The organism is Saccharopolyspora hattusasensis, from assembly GCF_050972075.1.
Lineage (GTDB): Bacteria > Actinomycetota > Actinomycetes > Mycobacteriales > Pseudonocardiaceae > Saccharopolyspora > Saccharopolyspora hattusasensis.
Genome location: NZ_JBPCDC010000001.1, coordinates 2,543,657 through 2,557,136, shown reverse-complemented (window position 1 = coordinate 2,557,136; position 13,480 = coordinate 2,543,657). Strand labels below are relative to the sequence as shown.

General features: G+C 69.1%; 12 protein-coding genes and 1 pseudogene. 5 read left to right on the top strand and 8 right to left on the bottom strand.

The features are described from left to right. Window positions 1–21 precede the first annotated feature (21 nt). From ACRXBZ_RS11275 to ACRXBZ_RS11265, 3 genes are all read right to left on the bottom strand, one after another. Window positions 22–276, bottom strand: a complete 255-nt coding sequence (locus tag ACRXBZ_RS11275; RefSeq protein WP_433879074.1) for a hypothetical protein — start codon at window positions 274–276, stop codon at window positions 22–24. Window positions 277–285: 9 nt separating this feature from the next. Then, window positions 286–945, bottom strand: coding sequence for an HNH endonuclease family protein (locus ACRXBZ_RS11270; protein ID WP_433879073.1), 660 nt, complete (start codon window positions 943–945; stop codon window positions 286–288). A 200-nt stretch (window positions 946–1,145) separates the two neighbouring features. Next, window positions 1,146–1,982, bottom strand: a complete 837-nt coding sequence (locus ACRXBZ_RS11265; protein ID WP_433879072.1) for a lysophospholipid acyltransferase family protein — start codon at window positions 1,980–1,982, stop codon at window positions 1,146–1,148. A 119-nt stretch (window positions 1,983–2,101) separates the two neighbouring features. Here ACRXBZ_RS11265 and ACRXBZ_RS11260 point away from each other — a divergent pair, with 119 nt between their 5' ends. Continuing rightward, window positions 2,102–4,594: an FtsK/SpoIIIE family DNA translocase gene (locus ACRXBZ_RS11260; protein ID WP_433879071.1), complete on the top strand. Its 2,493-nt coding sequence runs from the start codon at window positions 2,102–2,104 to the stop codon at window positions 4,592–4,594. Between the two features lie 531 nt (window positions 4,595–5,125). On the opposite strand, the gene ACRXBZ_RS11255 is transcribed toward ACRXBZ_RS11260, so the two are convergent. The 5 genes and pseudogenes from ACRXBZ_RS11255 to ACRXBZ_RS11235 all read right to left on the bottom strand — a co-directional run. After that, window positions 5,126–6,436, bottom strand: a complete 1,311-nt coding sequence (locus ACRXBZ_RS11255) for an IS701 family transposase (protein WP_433879070.1) — start codon at window positions 6,434–6,436, stop codon at window positions 5,126–5,128. A gap of 181 nt (window positions 6,437–6,617) precedes the next feature. Beyond that, a complete protein-coding gene (locus ACRXBZ_RS11250; protein ID WP_433879069.1) occupies window positions 6,618–7,832 on the bottom strand; it encodes an alpha-hydroxy acid oxidase in 1,215 nt (404 codons plus the stop codon). 133 nt (window positions 7,833–7,965) lie between these two features. Beyond that, a complete protein-coding gene (locus tag ACRXBZ_RS11245) occupies window positions 7,966–8,535 on the bottom strand; it encodes a phospholipase (protein ID WP_433879068.1) in 570 nt (189 codons plus the stop codon). Between the two features lie 121 nt (window positions 8,536–8,656). Further along, entirely contained in the window at window positions 8,657–9,190 is a 534-nt protein-coding gene (locus ACRXBZ_RS11240; protein WP_433883849.1) for an amino-acid N-acetyltransferase, read from the bottom strand. A gap of 57 nt (window positions 9,191–9,247) precedes the next feature. Further along, window positions 9,248–9,560: pseudogene (locus tag ACRXBZ_RS11235) on the bottom strand (GNAT family N-acetyltransferase); the annotation flags it as partial. Between the two features lie 444 nt (window positions 9,561–10,004). On the opposite strand from ACRXBZ_RS11235, the gene rimO reads away from it, so the two are divergent. The 4 genes from rimO (at window position 10,005) to ACRXBZ_RS11215 (ending at window position 13,204) form a co-directional block, all read left to right on the top strand. Beyond that, a complete protein-coding gene (gene rimO / locus ACRXBZ_RS11230; RefSeq protein WP_433879067.1) occupies window positions 10,005–11,441 on the top strand; it encodes a 30S ribosomal protein S12 methylthiotransferase RimO in 1,437 nt (478 codons plus the stop codon). Then, window positions 11,438–12,061: a CDP-diacylglycerol--glycerol-3-phosphate 3-phosphatidyltransferase gene (gene pgsA, locus ACRXBZ_RS11225; protein WP_433879066.1), complete on the top strand. Its 624-nt coding sequence runs from the start codon at window positions 11,438–11,440 to the stop codon at window positions 12,059–12,061. The genes rimO and pgsA overlap by 4 nt, the downstream gene beginning before the upstream one ends. Next, a complete protein-coding gene (locus tag ACRXBZ_RS11220; RefSeq protein WP_433879065.1) occupies window positions 12,058–12,549 on the top strand; it encodes a CinA family protein in 492 nt (163 codons plus the stop codon). The genes pgsA and ACRXBZ_RS11220 overlap by 4 nt, the downstream gene beginning before the upstream one ends. Before the next feature lie 181 nt (window positions 12,550–12,730). Beyond that, window positions 12,731–13,204 (top strand): helix-turn-helix domain-containing protein, encoded by a 474-nt coding sequence (locus ACRXBZ_RS11215; RefSeq protein WP_433879064.1) that lies wholly within the window; start codon window positions 12,731–12,733, stop codon window positions 13,202–13,204. Window positions 13,205–13,480 lie beyond the last annotated feature (276 nt).

The following is a 13,480-nucleotide window of genomic DNA, read 5'->3' as shown; positions in this document are numbered from 1 at the left end:
ACGCGACCGGTGCGATCGGCGTCAGGACGCGACCGGCCGGTGCAGCACATTGACGAGAAGCCGGTGCACGACCTCGTGGTCGCGCGGGTCGTGCAACCGGTAGTTCTCGCCCCGAACCGTGTACCACTCCGCCGCCCCGGCGTAGCGGATCGCCAGCCGCAGCGCGCCGTCATCCATACAGGTGGTGCGCAGTTCCAGCTCGCCGGTGATCACGCCGACCTCGTTGGTCAGCACCCCGTCCGGCGTGGCGGTGAAGATGGACGTCAGTTCGGTCATAGTTCCAGATCAGTACGAGCAGGCATTGAGCATGCTCTGCAGGGCGGTCTTCTCGGCGGACTGCAGGGTCAGACCCCAACGGTACTTGGTGTGGACCCAGAACTTCGCGTAACCGCAATGCGAGGCGGTGCGCGGCGGCTTCCACGACGCCGGGTCGCGGTCGCCCTTCGCGCTGTTCACCTCGGTGGTCACCGCGATCAGCTGCGGGCCGGTGAGGTCGTTTGCGAACGCCTCACGCTTGGCGGTGGTCCAGCTGCGCGCGCCGGAACGCCAGGCTTCGGCCAGTGCGACGACGTGGTCGATGCTGATCTGCGACGGAGAGGTCCGCGTGATGCCGTCGTAGTAGCTGTACCAACTGCCAGAGGTGGGGTAGCAGTCCGAGCCCACGGCGACGTTGGTGCCGTCGCGCTTGAGCACCGTCTCACGGGTGTTGCAGGTGCCCGAAACGGTGTGCCAGTGCGGGAACAGGTCCCGTGAATAGCCGTCCATCGAGCCTTCTGCCTGCACGCTGAGGCTGTTGAGCTCGGACTGCAGCTGAGACTTCCCGGGGACGTCGGGCGGGAAGGCGAGCGCGCTCGGTGCCGATGCGACAGAGAAAGCCAGGGCCAGGACGAGGACGAGAGGGACGAGTAACGAGAGTCTGCGGATGAGGGCGCGTGGTAATCGCATGGCAGCCTTCCCGGTCAGCGAGAAACGGACAAACCACGATCACGCGTGAATATGTCCCGCGTTTGCTCGCTGCGTAGCCGCCGCGCTACCTGGAGCTGAACAACGGTGGCAAGAGCCGCGCCGGGGTCCGATGTGGACTAGCACGGCGCCGTACGGCGTTCGGCCGCTGGCGTGCGGATGACCGGGCTAATCGGCTTCAGTCACGGGCGCCATGGGCTGGGTTTCCCGGTGGCCGGGCGGGTCGCGTCGAAGTGGCGAGGAGCACCGAGCTCGCCCGCTCGCAGCGGCACCATGCCGGCGGCGATGGCGCGCATGATGCGGTCGCGGGCCCTGGCGGCGTCGCCGACCCGGTCGGCGGACAGGTCGCTCAGGTCCACCGGCGCTCCGAAGTGGACTTTCAGCTTCGGCCTGCGGCGAATGGCCCACAGCCACGACGCGAACAGGATCCACAGGTCGCCGAACCCCTCGACGCGGACGGTGCCGTAGCACATCGCCTCGTGGGCGCCCCACTGGCTGATCGGCACCACCGTGGCGCCGGACGCCAGCACCATCCGGGCCACGCCGGTCTTCCCGCGCTCCGGCCACATGTCCGGTTCGAGGGTGATGCGACCCTCCGGGTACATCAGCACCGGGTGATGATCGCTGGTCAGCGCCGAGACGACCCGCCCCAGCGCCTCGCCCGCGGTGCTCTTGCCGCGGTCGGCGCGGACGTGTCGGCAGGCGCGGAGGACCTTGCCCAGCACCGGAGTGTCGAACAGTCCGCCGGTGGCGAGAAACCGCGGCGCGAGCTGCCGGGTCCGGCAGGCGGCGATCAGCACCAGCGCGTCGAGGTTGCCGATGTGGTTGGCGGCCAGCAGCAGCGGCCTGCCGCGCACCGAATCCGGCACGTCGCCGGTCACTTCCAGCCGCCCGGTGAGCCCGACGACCGCCCGGTCCACCCGCATCAGCACGCGCCACAGCAGCGGCGCGTCGCGGAACAGTTTCTCGCGGTCGGTTCGGCGTGTCGGCTCGTGCGGGCTGGAAGGTAAAGCAACCATGATGGTTGAGGATCTCACGCGCGGTGCCCCGGTTGGAGCGGATCGCCCGAAAAACGTCCGACCAGCGATCTTCCGTGGCTGGTGTGACGCGAGAGGCCGGTGAAGATACCGTGTGGGGCATGGCGAGCCGGACATCGAACGGGGGACGTGGCTCGTCGCGCGGCAAGAGCGCGACCAAGAGCCGCGGCTCCACTGCCAGGAGTGGTGGATCGGCCAGGTCGACCACCGCGCGGAAGAGCACCGGGAGCGCCAAGCCCCGCCCCGGATCGACGCACGCGCCCCGCAGGCCGGCGCCCAAGCGGTCCACCAAGACCCGTTCCAGGAGCGGAGGGAGCCTCGCGCGCGGCGTCGGGAGCGTGGTTCGGGCGGTCGGCAAGACCAAGACGCTCGACCCCGCGCACCGCCGCGACGGACTGGCGCTGATCTTCCTGGCGACCGCGGTGATCGCCGCCGCCGGTGTCTGGTGGCAGGCCGGTGGGCCGGTCGGGCACTGGTTCGACTGGGCCCTGCGGTCGGTCATCGGCATGGCCGCCGTGGTGCTGCCGGCGGTGCTGCTGGTCACGGCCGTCCTGCTGATGCGCACCGAGAACAGCGCGGAGGCACGGCCCCGGGTGGTGATCGGGTCGATGCTGCTGATCTTCACCACGCTCGGCGTCCTGCACATCGTGGCGGGTTCCCCGCTGAACCCCGAGGACTGGCCGAACGCCGGCGGGGCCCTGGGCTTCGTCGCCGGCGGGCCGCTCGCGCACGGCCTCACCGGCTGGGTCGCCGTGCCGGTGCTGGTGCTGATCGGGCTGTTCGGGCTGCTCGTGCTCACCGGCACGCCGGTGCGCGAGGTCGCGGCGCGGTTGCGCGGACTCGGTCAGGAGGCCGAGGAGGCCCGGTCGGCGGCCGATACCAAGGGGATCGAGGGCGATACCGCCTCGGTCAAGCTACGCCGCCCGTCGCGGCGTCGCCAGGCGGCGATGTCCGACGAGGACCGTCAGCTTTCGCTGGACGACGTGCCCGACGAACAGCCCAAGCCGGCCAAGCCGAAAGCCGCCGCGGTGCCGGCCAAGCCGGTCGCTGAAGCTGCCGAGGAGAAGCCGAAGAAAAGCAGCAAGCCGCAGATCAGCCGGAGCGTCGAAGGCGACTACCAGCTGCCGCCGCTGGACGTGCTCACCGACGGCGACCCGCCGAAGAGCCGCAGCCGGGCAAACGACAGCATGATCGAGGCGATCACCGCGGTGTTGGAGCAGTTCAACATCGACGCCCAGGTCACCGGCTTCACCCGGGGTCCGACCGTGACCCGCTACGAGGTCGAGCTCGGCCCCGGCGTGAAGGTCGAGAAGATCACCGCGCTGACCAAGAACATCGCCTACGCCGCGGCGACCGACAACGTCCGGCTGCTGGCGCCGATCCCCGGCAAGTCCGCGGTGGGCATCGAGGTCCCCAACAGCGACCGCGAGATGGTGCGGCTCGGCGACGTGCTGCGCTCCGCCGAGGCGGGCAAGGACAGCCATCCGCTGGTGATGGGGCTGGGCAAGGACATCGAAGGCCACATGGTCACCGCGAACCTGGCCAAGATGCCGCACCTGCTGGTGGCCGGTTCGACGGGGTCCGGTAAGTCCAGCTTCGTCAACTCGATGCTGGTGTCGTTGCTCGCGCGGGCCACCCCGCAGGAGGTCAGGATGATCCTGATCGACCCGAAGATGGTGGAACTGACCCCGTACGAGGGCATCCCGCACCTGATCACGCCCATTATCACCCAGCCGAAGAAGGCCGCCGGCGCGCTCGCCTGGCTGGTGGAGGAGATGGAGCAGCGCTACCAGGACATGCAGGCCAACCGGGTGCGCCACATCGACGACTTCAACCGGAAGGTCAAGTCGGGGGAGATCACCACCCCGCTGGGCAGCGAGCGCGAATACCGGCCGTACCCGTACATCCTGGCCATCGTCGACGAGCTCGCCGATTTGATGATGACCGCGCCGCGGGACGTCGAGGACGCCATCGTGCGGATCACCCAGAAGGCGCGGGCCGCCGGCATCCACCTGGTGCTGGCCACCCAGCGCCCGTCGGTGGACGTGGTGACGGGTCTGATCAAGACCAACGTGCCGTCCCGGCTGGCGTTCGCCACCTCGTCGCTGACCGACTCGCGGGTCATCCTGGACCAGCCGGGCGCGGAGAAGCTGATCGGGATGGGCGACGCGCTATACCTGCCGATGGGCGCGTCGCGGCCGGTGCGCGTGCAGGGGGCGTTCGTCGGCGACGACGAGATCCACCGCATCGTCTCCTTCACCAAGGACCAGGCCGACCCGGATTACACCGACGGCGTCACGGCGGCCAAGGCGGGCGAGAAGAAGGAGGTCGACTCCGACATCGGCGACGACCTCGACGTCCTGCTGCAGGCCACCGAGCTGGTCGTGACCAGCCAGTTCGGGTCCACCTCGATGCTGCAGCGCAAGCTGCGGGTCGGGTTCGCCAAGGCGGGTCGGCTGATGGACCTGCTGGAGTCGCGCGGCGTGGTCGGTCCGTCGGAGGGGTCGAAGGCCCGCGAGGTGCTGATCAAGCCGGACGAGCTGGAGAACACGCTGTACATGATCCGGGGCGGGCCGTCTCCGGACGCAGAATGACCCGGTGAACCCGACGTCCCCGTATCTCCCCGGATGCGGGGACGTTGCCGTTTGCCGCATTTTCACCAGGCGAGGTCAACATTCTCGCGGCGGGGCTGCTGCTGGCGTACCAGATGCCCGGCGGTGAAAACGGCGGTTGGGCGCCGGGCAACGGGCGCACGCTGATGGTCAACGACAACCCGTCCTACCTGCGTCCTACCTGGCCAGGGGATGGCGGGAGATTCCGTCGCCGGTGCAGCTCAGCTACAACTAGGGCAGCGTCTGCCGCAACTTCAGCCCGATCGTGCTGCCGACGTCGGACGGGAAGCCGGTCATCCACATCACCACGGACTTCGAGAAGTACATCGGCGGACCGTGCGAGTGTTCTACGCGACCCGCCCGATCGAGGGGGTCGGACGCAAGTTCAATGGAAATCAGATGTCTGATTTCCATTGAACTTGCGCAAGTTGTCCACAGCCGTCGGCGTGTCGTGGTGCGACACGCCGACGGTCCGCAATTTCCATTGAAATTGGACCTTCTGAGGTTTCGCGGTTATGCGGCGGTGGGGGTGCTGGTCGGGGGACTGGTCGGGTTTTGATCAGGTGTGTTGTGACCTGCGCTGATCGTTGTTATTCGGGCTCGGCGGAAGGCGATGAGCATGTCGTCGATGCTGATGTGGGTCTTGCGGCGGTACCAGGGTCGGCCGGCGTGGGCGATGGCCAGGTCGGTCACGGCGTTGCCGTGCTGGGCGTACCAGAGGATAAGGATGGTCAGGCCCAGCATGGTGAAGGGCACGCTGCGCTGCACGGCGGCGGGTACCCGGTTGGCGGTCTCACCGGTGCCGAGGAGGGTTTTACAGTCCTTGATCGTTTGCTCGATCGACCAGCGGTCGGCGTAGCGGGCGATGAGGGCTTCGCCGGTGGCGGTGGTGTCGGTGGAGACCACAGCGATGTCGTAGGGCTTGGTGGAGTCGGGGGTTTTGACCAGCACCACGACCACCGGGGTGGTGTACAGCGATCCCCACCACAGACACGGGATCACCGCGATCAGCACGGTGTCGGTACTGCCGTAGCGGCGCACCCGGGTGCGCCGCCAGGTGGCGGTAGCGGCCAGGTCCGCGGGGGTACCCAGCCGGTCGCCTTTGAGCCGGGGGCGCCCGCGCCGGCGGGTGCGCGGCGGGCGCGGGCCGTACAGCACGGCGTTGGAGGCCAGGCGGGTGGTGAAGGTGACCTTGGCCGGGAACGGGGTGCGCCAGGCCGGGCCACGGTAGGCGGCATCGACGACGACGTCGATCTGGCGTCCGGGAAACGCTGCCGCCACAAGCCCTACCAGTTCCCGCGCGAGATCGGGTTTGGAGATCCCGGACTTGTTCTTGGGGATGTACAAGCGAAACAGCACCGGCAGGCACACCTGGCGTGCCATGAACGGCAGTGTCACGATCAGCCCGGCGACCACGAAACAGTTACCGCGGCCGATACCGTCACGGCCTTTGGCCGAGCCGTCGTGCTGCCAGAACACCCCGTGGGTCTTGGAACCGTAGCGGTGGAACAGTGTGTCGTCGATGCCGACCCGCAACGGCCGGCCGTCATCGACGAGACGGGCCACCACCAGCCGGGCCAGCGCCAGCCCCAGGGCGTCCGGACTCCAGCGGGCATCGGAGAAAAACCGGTGCGCCCGCGCGTGATGCGACACCCCCGCCAGCCCCGCCGCGCCCCACATCCCGGTCACCGTCCGCGGGCCCGTGGCCGCCAAAAGCCCCGTCACCAGCTGCGTGAACGTGATGAACGTCGGCGCGGTGAACACCAACCGCACCCCCTCCAGCACAGACAGTAAGGACGCGAGTACGGTTCCAGCAGGAAGCATCGGCGAATCTCCCCATCAGCGGGCGGTTAGTAGCACGCCGATGCTTCCGCTATCTCCGGCCCCGCCACCCCCACCCGACACCAAGATCAACCGATCGTGTCACCACCAAAACTGCGAAACCTCAGGACCTTTGATTTCAATGGAAATCGGACCTTCGATTTCAATGGAAATTGCGGGGGAGTCAGCGGCGGAGCGTGGCGTGGGTGGTGTTGAGGTCGCCGATGGAGTGGACGCCCAGCAGTTGGAGGGTCCGGACGATCTCGGCGCGGAGGATGTCCACCGCCTTCTGGACGCCCCGCTCGCCCCCGGCCATCAGCCCGTACAGGTAGGCGCGGCCGATCAGGCACGAATCCGCGCCCAGCGCGATCGCCGCGACGATGTCCGCGCCGCTGACGATCCCGGTGTCCAGCAGCACCTCGGCCCGGTCGCCGATGGCCTCGCGGACCGACGGCAGCAGCTCCAGCATCGTCGGGGCCCGGTCGAGCTGCCGACCGCCGTGGTTGGACAGCACCACGCCGTCGGCGCCCAGGTCGATCACGCGCCGGGCGTCGTCGGCGTTCTGGATGCCCTTGACGATCAGCGGCCCCTGCCACAGCTCCCGCAGCCACTCCAGGTCGGCGTAGTTCAGCGACGGGTCGAACATGGCGTTGACCAGGTCCTCCGCGGTGCCCGACCAGTGCTTGAAGGAGGCGAACGACAGCGGCTCGGTGGTGAGCAGGTTGAACCACCACGCCGGGTGCATCGCGCCGTCGGCGATGGTCTTGAACGTCAGTTCCGGGGGGATCGTCAGGCCGTTGCGGTTGTCGCGCAGGCGCGCGCCGCCGACCGGTGTGTCGACGGTGAGCAGCATTGCCTCGTAGCCGGAGTCCTGGGCTCGCTGCACCAGCTCGCGGCTGGCCGCGCGGTCGCGCCAGAGGTAGAGCTGGAACCACTTCCGGGAGTTCGGCGCGGCGGCGGCCACGTCCTCGATGGACGTGGTGCCCATTGTGGACAGCGCGTAGGGGATGCCCGCGCGTTTCGCGACGCGGGCCACCGCCGGTTCGCCCTCGTGGTTCATCATCCGGGTGAAACCGGTTGGGGCGAAGGAGAACGGCAGCTCGGACCGCTTGCCGAAAACCGTCGTGCTGGTGTCCACCTTGGACACATCCTGCAGCACGGAGGGGCGGAACTCGACGTCGCGGAAGGACTGCCGGGCGCGGCGCAGGCTGATCTCGGCCTCGGCGGCGCCGTCGGTGTAATCGAACACGGCGCGCGGCGTCCGGCGGCGTGCGATGGCCCGCAGGTCGGCGATCGAGTGCGCGGCGGACAGGCGTCGCTCGGTGGGGTTGACCTGCGGGGGCTTGACCCGCAGCAGCGGACGGAGTTCGGACCAGCGCGGAAATTGCCGCTTGACCATGCGTGTTCCCTTCTCGCCGTGCGCCGGGGCGCGAAGGGCATATTACCTTTCCACAGCGACGAAAAACCCGGCCGAACGACGAAGGGCGCGCCCGCTCGGACGCGCCCTTCGCAGACCGTGGTCGGACCGGTGCTCAGCCGGTCGTGCCGAGCCGCACGAGCAGGCCTTCCGAGTTGACCGCGCGGAACTCCAGAAGCAACCCGTTGCCGGAGAGCACGGGCTTGACCTGCGCCTGGTCGACGGCATCGGCGGTGGAGCCGCTCGTCCCGCCGAACTCCCGCACCGCGTAGTAGTAGATGTTCGCGGTGCCCTTGCAGACCATGTCGGTGCCGCAGACCGAATACATGTCGGACTTGAACTTGTCGTCGATCTTCTTGCGGTTGTCCTCGCTGAACCGGTCCTGCTTCTTGTAGTTGCGATAACCGAAGTCGTGCCGTTCGCAGCTGGTGCGGAACTTGTAGCCCAGTGGTTTGTCCGGCGACATCGAACAGCCGTCGGTGGACCAGTCGAGCTGGCCCGCGTATGGCTGCTCGGCGCGGGCCGCGGTGAACGAGTCGAGGGAGGTCTCGAAGAGGTAATCGTCGGTCACCTTCCGCAGCTGGGTCTGGCTGAGGTCGGCGTGCGCGGTCCCGGCGGTGAGCAACAGGGCGCCGGCCGCGGCGGCGCCGGCGATGAAGCCGCGGTAAGCAGCGGAACGTTCCACGGGCTGGTCTCCTCGAAGCCGAAGGATCATTATCCCGTGTTATAGCCGGTGCTGGTGATACCTGCGGGGCGGTTGAACGTCCAACACGAGAACGGTGGCGGGGGATTCGACCAGACGGGTGCTAACTGTTCAGGTCGAGGAGCATTCGGGTGTTGCCGAGGGTGTTGGGCTTGATGTTGGCCAGGTCGAGGAACTCGGCTACGCCGGCGTCGACCGAGCGGCGCATCTCCTCGAAGACCTCCGGGCTGACCGGGGCGCCGTTGATGGTGCGGAAGCCGTGGCGGCCGAAGAACTCGGTCTCGAAGGTGAGCACGAACACCCGGGACAGGCCCAGCTCGCGCGCCAGGCCGACCAGCTGGTGCACCAGGCGGTGGCCGATGCCCCGGCCCTTCACCACCGGGTCCACGGCGACGGTGCGGATCTCGGCGAGGTCTTCCCAGAGCACGTGCAGCGCGCCGCAGCCGACCACGCGGCCGGGTTGGTCGGGATCGGTCAGCTCGGCGACCCAGAACTCCTGGATGTCCTCGTAGAGCGTGACGAGTTCCTTGGCCAGCAGCACCTCTCCGGCATAGGTGTCGACCAGGGATTTGATCGTCCGCGCGTCGGCGATCCGAGCCCGTCGAATTATTATCGCCGAGGATGCATAGTCATTCATGCAAGCATCGTAACGCCGCGATCCGGCCGCAGCATGCGCATTCGCGGTGTGCGTCACGCCATGTCGATCGACGGTCAGCACGAAGATCCGCGACAGCCCCAGTTCGCCGGCGGCGGCGATCAGGCGCGCCACGAGCGCGTGCCCGATGCGCGGCCCTTGGCGATCGGGTCGACCGCGACGGCGCGGATCTCGGCGAGGTCTTCCCGGGGCGCGTGCAGCGCGCCGCGGCCCGGCCTGCCTGCTCGGCGACCCATAACTCCTGGATGTCCTCGTAGAGCGTGACGAGTTCCTTGCCCAGCAACACTTTTCCCGCGTCGTGGTCGATCAACGCCTTGATCGCGCGGGCGTCGCGCGCTCGGGTCGGTCGCACCGGCGCGAGCTCTTACCTTAGGCAAGCCTAACCAGCGATCGGCTCAGTTGGTCACCGGCCGGCCGTAATCTCGGCCACGGCGGGGGTTACTGACAGTTCCGGATCCTGTGTCAATGTGTGACAGAGCGTGGTGTAGTGTGTTGCCTGCTGACCGAGCGAAAGCCAAGCCCGGTCAGCGGTTTTCCTGCGGCGGCAGGTGAAACACGTCAGGTACCGCGAGTTGCGTGGGAACCGGCCGCAAGGCCAAACGCACGTGGAGACCGTGTCAGACCAGCGTTCGTGCTGGCAGTGGTCGAGGAAGCGTGAAGGCCACCAGTCTTCCTGATGGTCAACGCAGGTGGCGCAAGTCATCTGCTCACGGAACGTTTTGACACGTTTCGTGAACGGTTTTCGGCTGGTGGGCTCGTGCGCAGGGCGTGACGACGGGGACGTTACGCTCGTCGCATGTCAACCGAGCAAAATCACCGCCGAGTCGCCATGGTCACGCTCGGTTGCGCCCGCAATGAGGTCGATTCCGAAGAGCTCGCCGGCAACCTGCACGGCCGCGGCTGGGACCTCGTGGAGGCCGACCAGGCCGACGTCGTGGTGGTCAACACCTGCGGCTTCGTCGAATCCGCGAAGAAGGACTCCGTCGACACGCTGCTCGCCGCCGCCGACACCGGCGCGAAGGTCGTCGCGGTGGGCTGCATGGCCGAGCGCTACGGCGCCGAGCTCGCCGAACACCTGCCGGAGGCCGACGCGGTGCTCGGCTTCGACCACTACGCCAACCTCGCCGACCGGCTCGACGACGTCCTCGCCGGGCAGGCCATCCAGCCGCACCAGCCGCAGGACCGGCGCAAGATGCTGCCGATCAGCCCGGTCGCCCGCCCCGCCGCGGCCGCCGAGGTCGCGGTGCCCGGGCACGGCTGGGTCCCGGCAGCCCGCGCGGTGGCGCGCCGCCGGCTCGACGACTCGCCGGTCGCCGCGCTGAAGCTGGCCTCCGGCTGCGACCGGCGCTGCTCCTTCTGCGCCATCCCGTCGTTCCGCGGCTCCTTCCTGTCCCGGCCGCCGGAAGAGGTGCTCGGCGAGGCAGTCTGGCTGGCCGAGCACGGGGCCAAGGAGCTGTTCCTGGTCAGCGAGAACTCGACCTCCTACGGCAAGGACCTCTCCGACGCGCGGGCGCTGGAGGTGCTGCTGCCGAAGCTGGCCGCCGTCGAGGGCATCGACCGGGTGCGGGTGTCCTACCTGCAGCCCGCCGAGACCCGGCCCGGCCTGGTGCGGGCCATCGCCACCACGCCCGGCGTCGCGCGGTACTTTGACCTGTCGTTCCAGCACTCCAGCGAGCCGGTGCTGCGCCGGATGCGCCGCTTCGGCTCCACCGAGTCGTTCCTGGCGCTCATCGAGCAGATCCGCGAGCTCGCCCCCGAGGCGGGCATCCGCAGCAACGTCATCGTCGGCTTCCCCGGCGAGACCGAGGACGACTTCGCCGAACTGCAGGACTTCCTCACCCGCGCGCGGCTGGACGCCATCGGCGTGTTCGGCTACTCCGACGAGGACGGCACCGAGGCCGCCGGGTTCGACGACAAGATCGACCCGGACGTCGTCGACGAGCGCGTCGCGCAGCTCTCGGACCTGGTGGACGAGCTGATCGCGCAGCGCGCCGAGGACCGCATCGGCACCGAGGTGCGGGTGCTCGTCGAGCGCGTCAGCGACGAGGAGTGCGCCGGTCGTGCCGACCACCAGGGACCGGAGGTGGACGGGGAATGCCTCGTCGCTGATCCTGGAGAGGTCAACGTGGGCGATGTGCTGCACTGCCGGGTGGTGGATAGCGTTGGCGTGGACCTCGTGGTGCGCCCGAGCGACAGCACGCCCGCACAGAACCGGTCCGGGGAGCAGCCATGACGGCCGATGGCGCGGCATCCGATTCCGCAGCGGTGAACCCGACCGAGCCGCCGCCCGTGCCGCTGGTCAACATCGCCAACATCCTGACCGTTTCCCGGCTGGCGCTGGTACCGGTCTTCCTCGTCGCGCTGTTCTGGGACGGCGGTCACGACACGCTGTGGCGGTGGATCGCCACCGGAGTCTTCGCCATCGCTTCGATCACCGACCGCATCGACGGCGACCTGGCCCGCAAGCGCGGCCTGGTCACCGACTTTGGCAAGGTCGCGGACCCCATCGCGGACAAGGCGCTGACCGGCGCCGCGCTGGTCGGGCTCAGCCTGCTCGGCGACCTGGGCTGGTGGATCACCTGGGTGATCATCGGCCGCGAGGTGGCCGTCACGCTGCTCCGGTTCTGGGTGATCCGGCACGGCGTGATCCCGGCCAGCCACGGCGGCAAGGTCAAGACGCTGCTGCAGGCCCTCGCCATCGGCCTCTACCTGCTGCCGCTCGGCAGCTGGGCCGACATACCGCGCTGGATCGTGATGGGCGCGGCGCTGGTCGCCACCGTCGGGACCGGACTCGACTACGTCGTGCGCGCGGTGCGGCTGCGCGCCGCCGGCCGCGCCAAGGCCAAGGCGTGATCCTCGATCAGATCGGGCTGCCGTTGTCGCAGGTGGCGGCCCTGCTCGCCGCGTTGCGGCGGCGCGGTGAAACGGTCGCGACCGCGGAGTCGCTAACCGCTGGGCTGGTATCCGTGGTGCTGACCGAGGTGCCGGGCGCCAGCGACGTCGTCCGGGGCGGGTTGGTCGTCTACGCGACCGATCTGAAGGCGGAGCTGGCCGGAGTCGATCGCGATCTCCTCGCGGCGCACGGCGCGGTGCACCCGCGGGTCGCGGAGATGCTCGCGGACGGCGCTCGGCAGCGCTGCGGGGCGGACTGGGGCATCGGGCTCACCGGGGTCGCCGGCCCCGATCCGCAAGACGGCGTGGCACCGGGCACCGTGCACCTCGGATTCGCGGGGCCGGGCGGCGCGACGGTGCACACGGTGCGCCTCGACGGCGATCGGTACGCCGTGCGGGCTGCGGCCGTTCGGGTGTCGCTGGAACACTTCGCGGGCCTCTTGCGTTGATGCGGCAGGATGCTGTGCGCTGGTACAAGAGCGCGCGCGGTCGGCCCTGCCGACCGATCACGGGACGTTCGCCCTTGGCGGACTTGCCGGCGATCGTTCTCGTTCGTGCCCTCGGATGAGTAACGTAGGTGGCGTTCACGCGTGGTGCACGCGGTAGGCGACGAAGGAAGGGAGGCGCGCGATGACCGTATTGTTGCGGGAGGCGGTCGGTGAACGGCTGCGCCGCGCCCGGACCGCACAGTCTCGGACCTTGCGGGACGTTTCGCGCGCTGCCCGGGTGAGCCTCGGATATCTCTCCGAGGTGGAACGGGGCCGCAAGGAGGCGTCCAGCGAGCTGCTCGCCTCGATTTGCGGCGCCCTGGACCTGCCGCTGCCGGAACTCCTGGTGACCGTGGCCGGCGACCTCGACGAGACGCTGCTGGTGCCGTCGGGCGTCGAGCAGGCCACGTCGGCGGAGGTCGACGGTGGCCGCCTGGTTCCCAGCCTGATCGGTACCGAGCTCTCCGACGCGGAACTGGCCCAGCAGCAGCTGGCCGGTGCCGAAGCCGGCGCGGACGCCGACCCGCGCGCCTGCGCGGAGCGGCTGCAGCCGATGCTCAGCCAGCGGATCGGCGCGCCGGTGCGCAAGCCCGGAGGCGTCGTGGTGGCCGCGTGACGGCGACGGTTGGGAGCACTGTGTCTGCAGAAAGCGCAGCCCGGGGTCGCCGTCAGTGTTGATCGCGGGAGCCGAGCCCCCGCGGGCCCCCAGGTGCGATGGTCGCATTCGGCGCTCCTCCCGCCGAACGGCGTTCCCGGCCTGTGCACTGACCGGCGGCCAGGTCTTGGGATGCCCGCTTTGGCATTCACGTCGGGGGTCGGTGGTCGGCGGGCCGCGGCGTTCTGGTTCGATCTTGGGTCGTGGCTCCGGGTAAATCCCGGGGATCTACCGTGT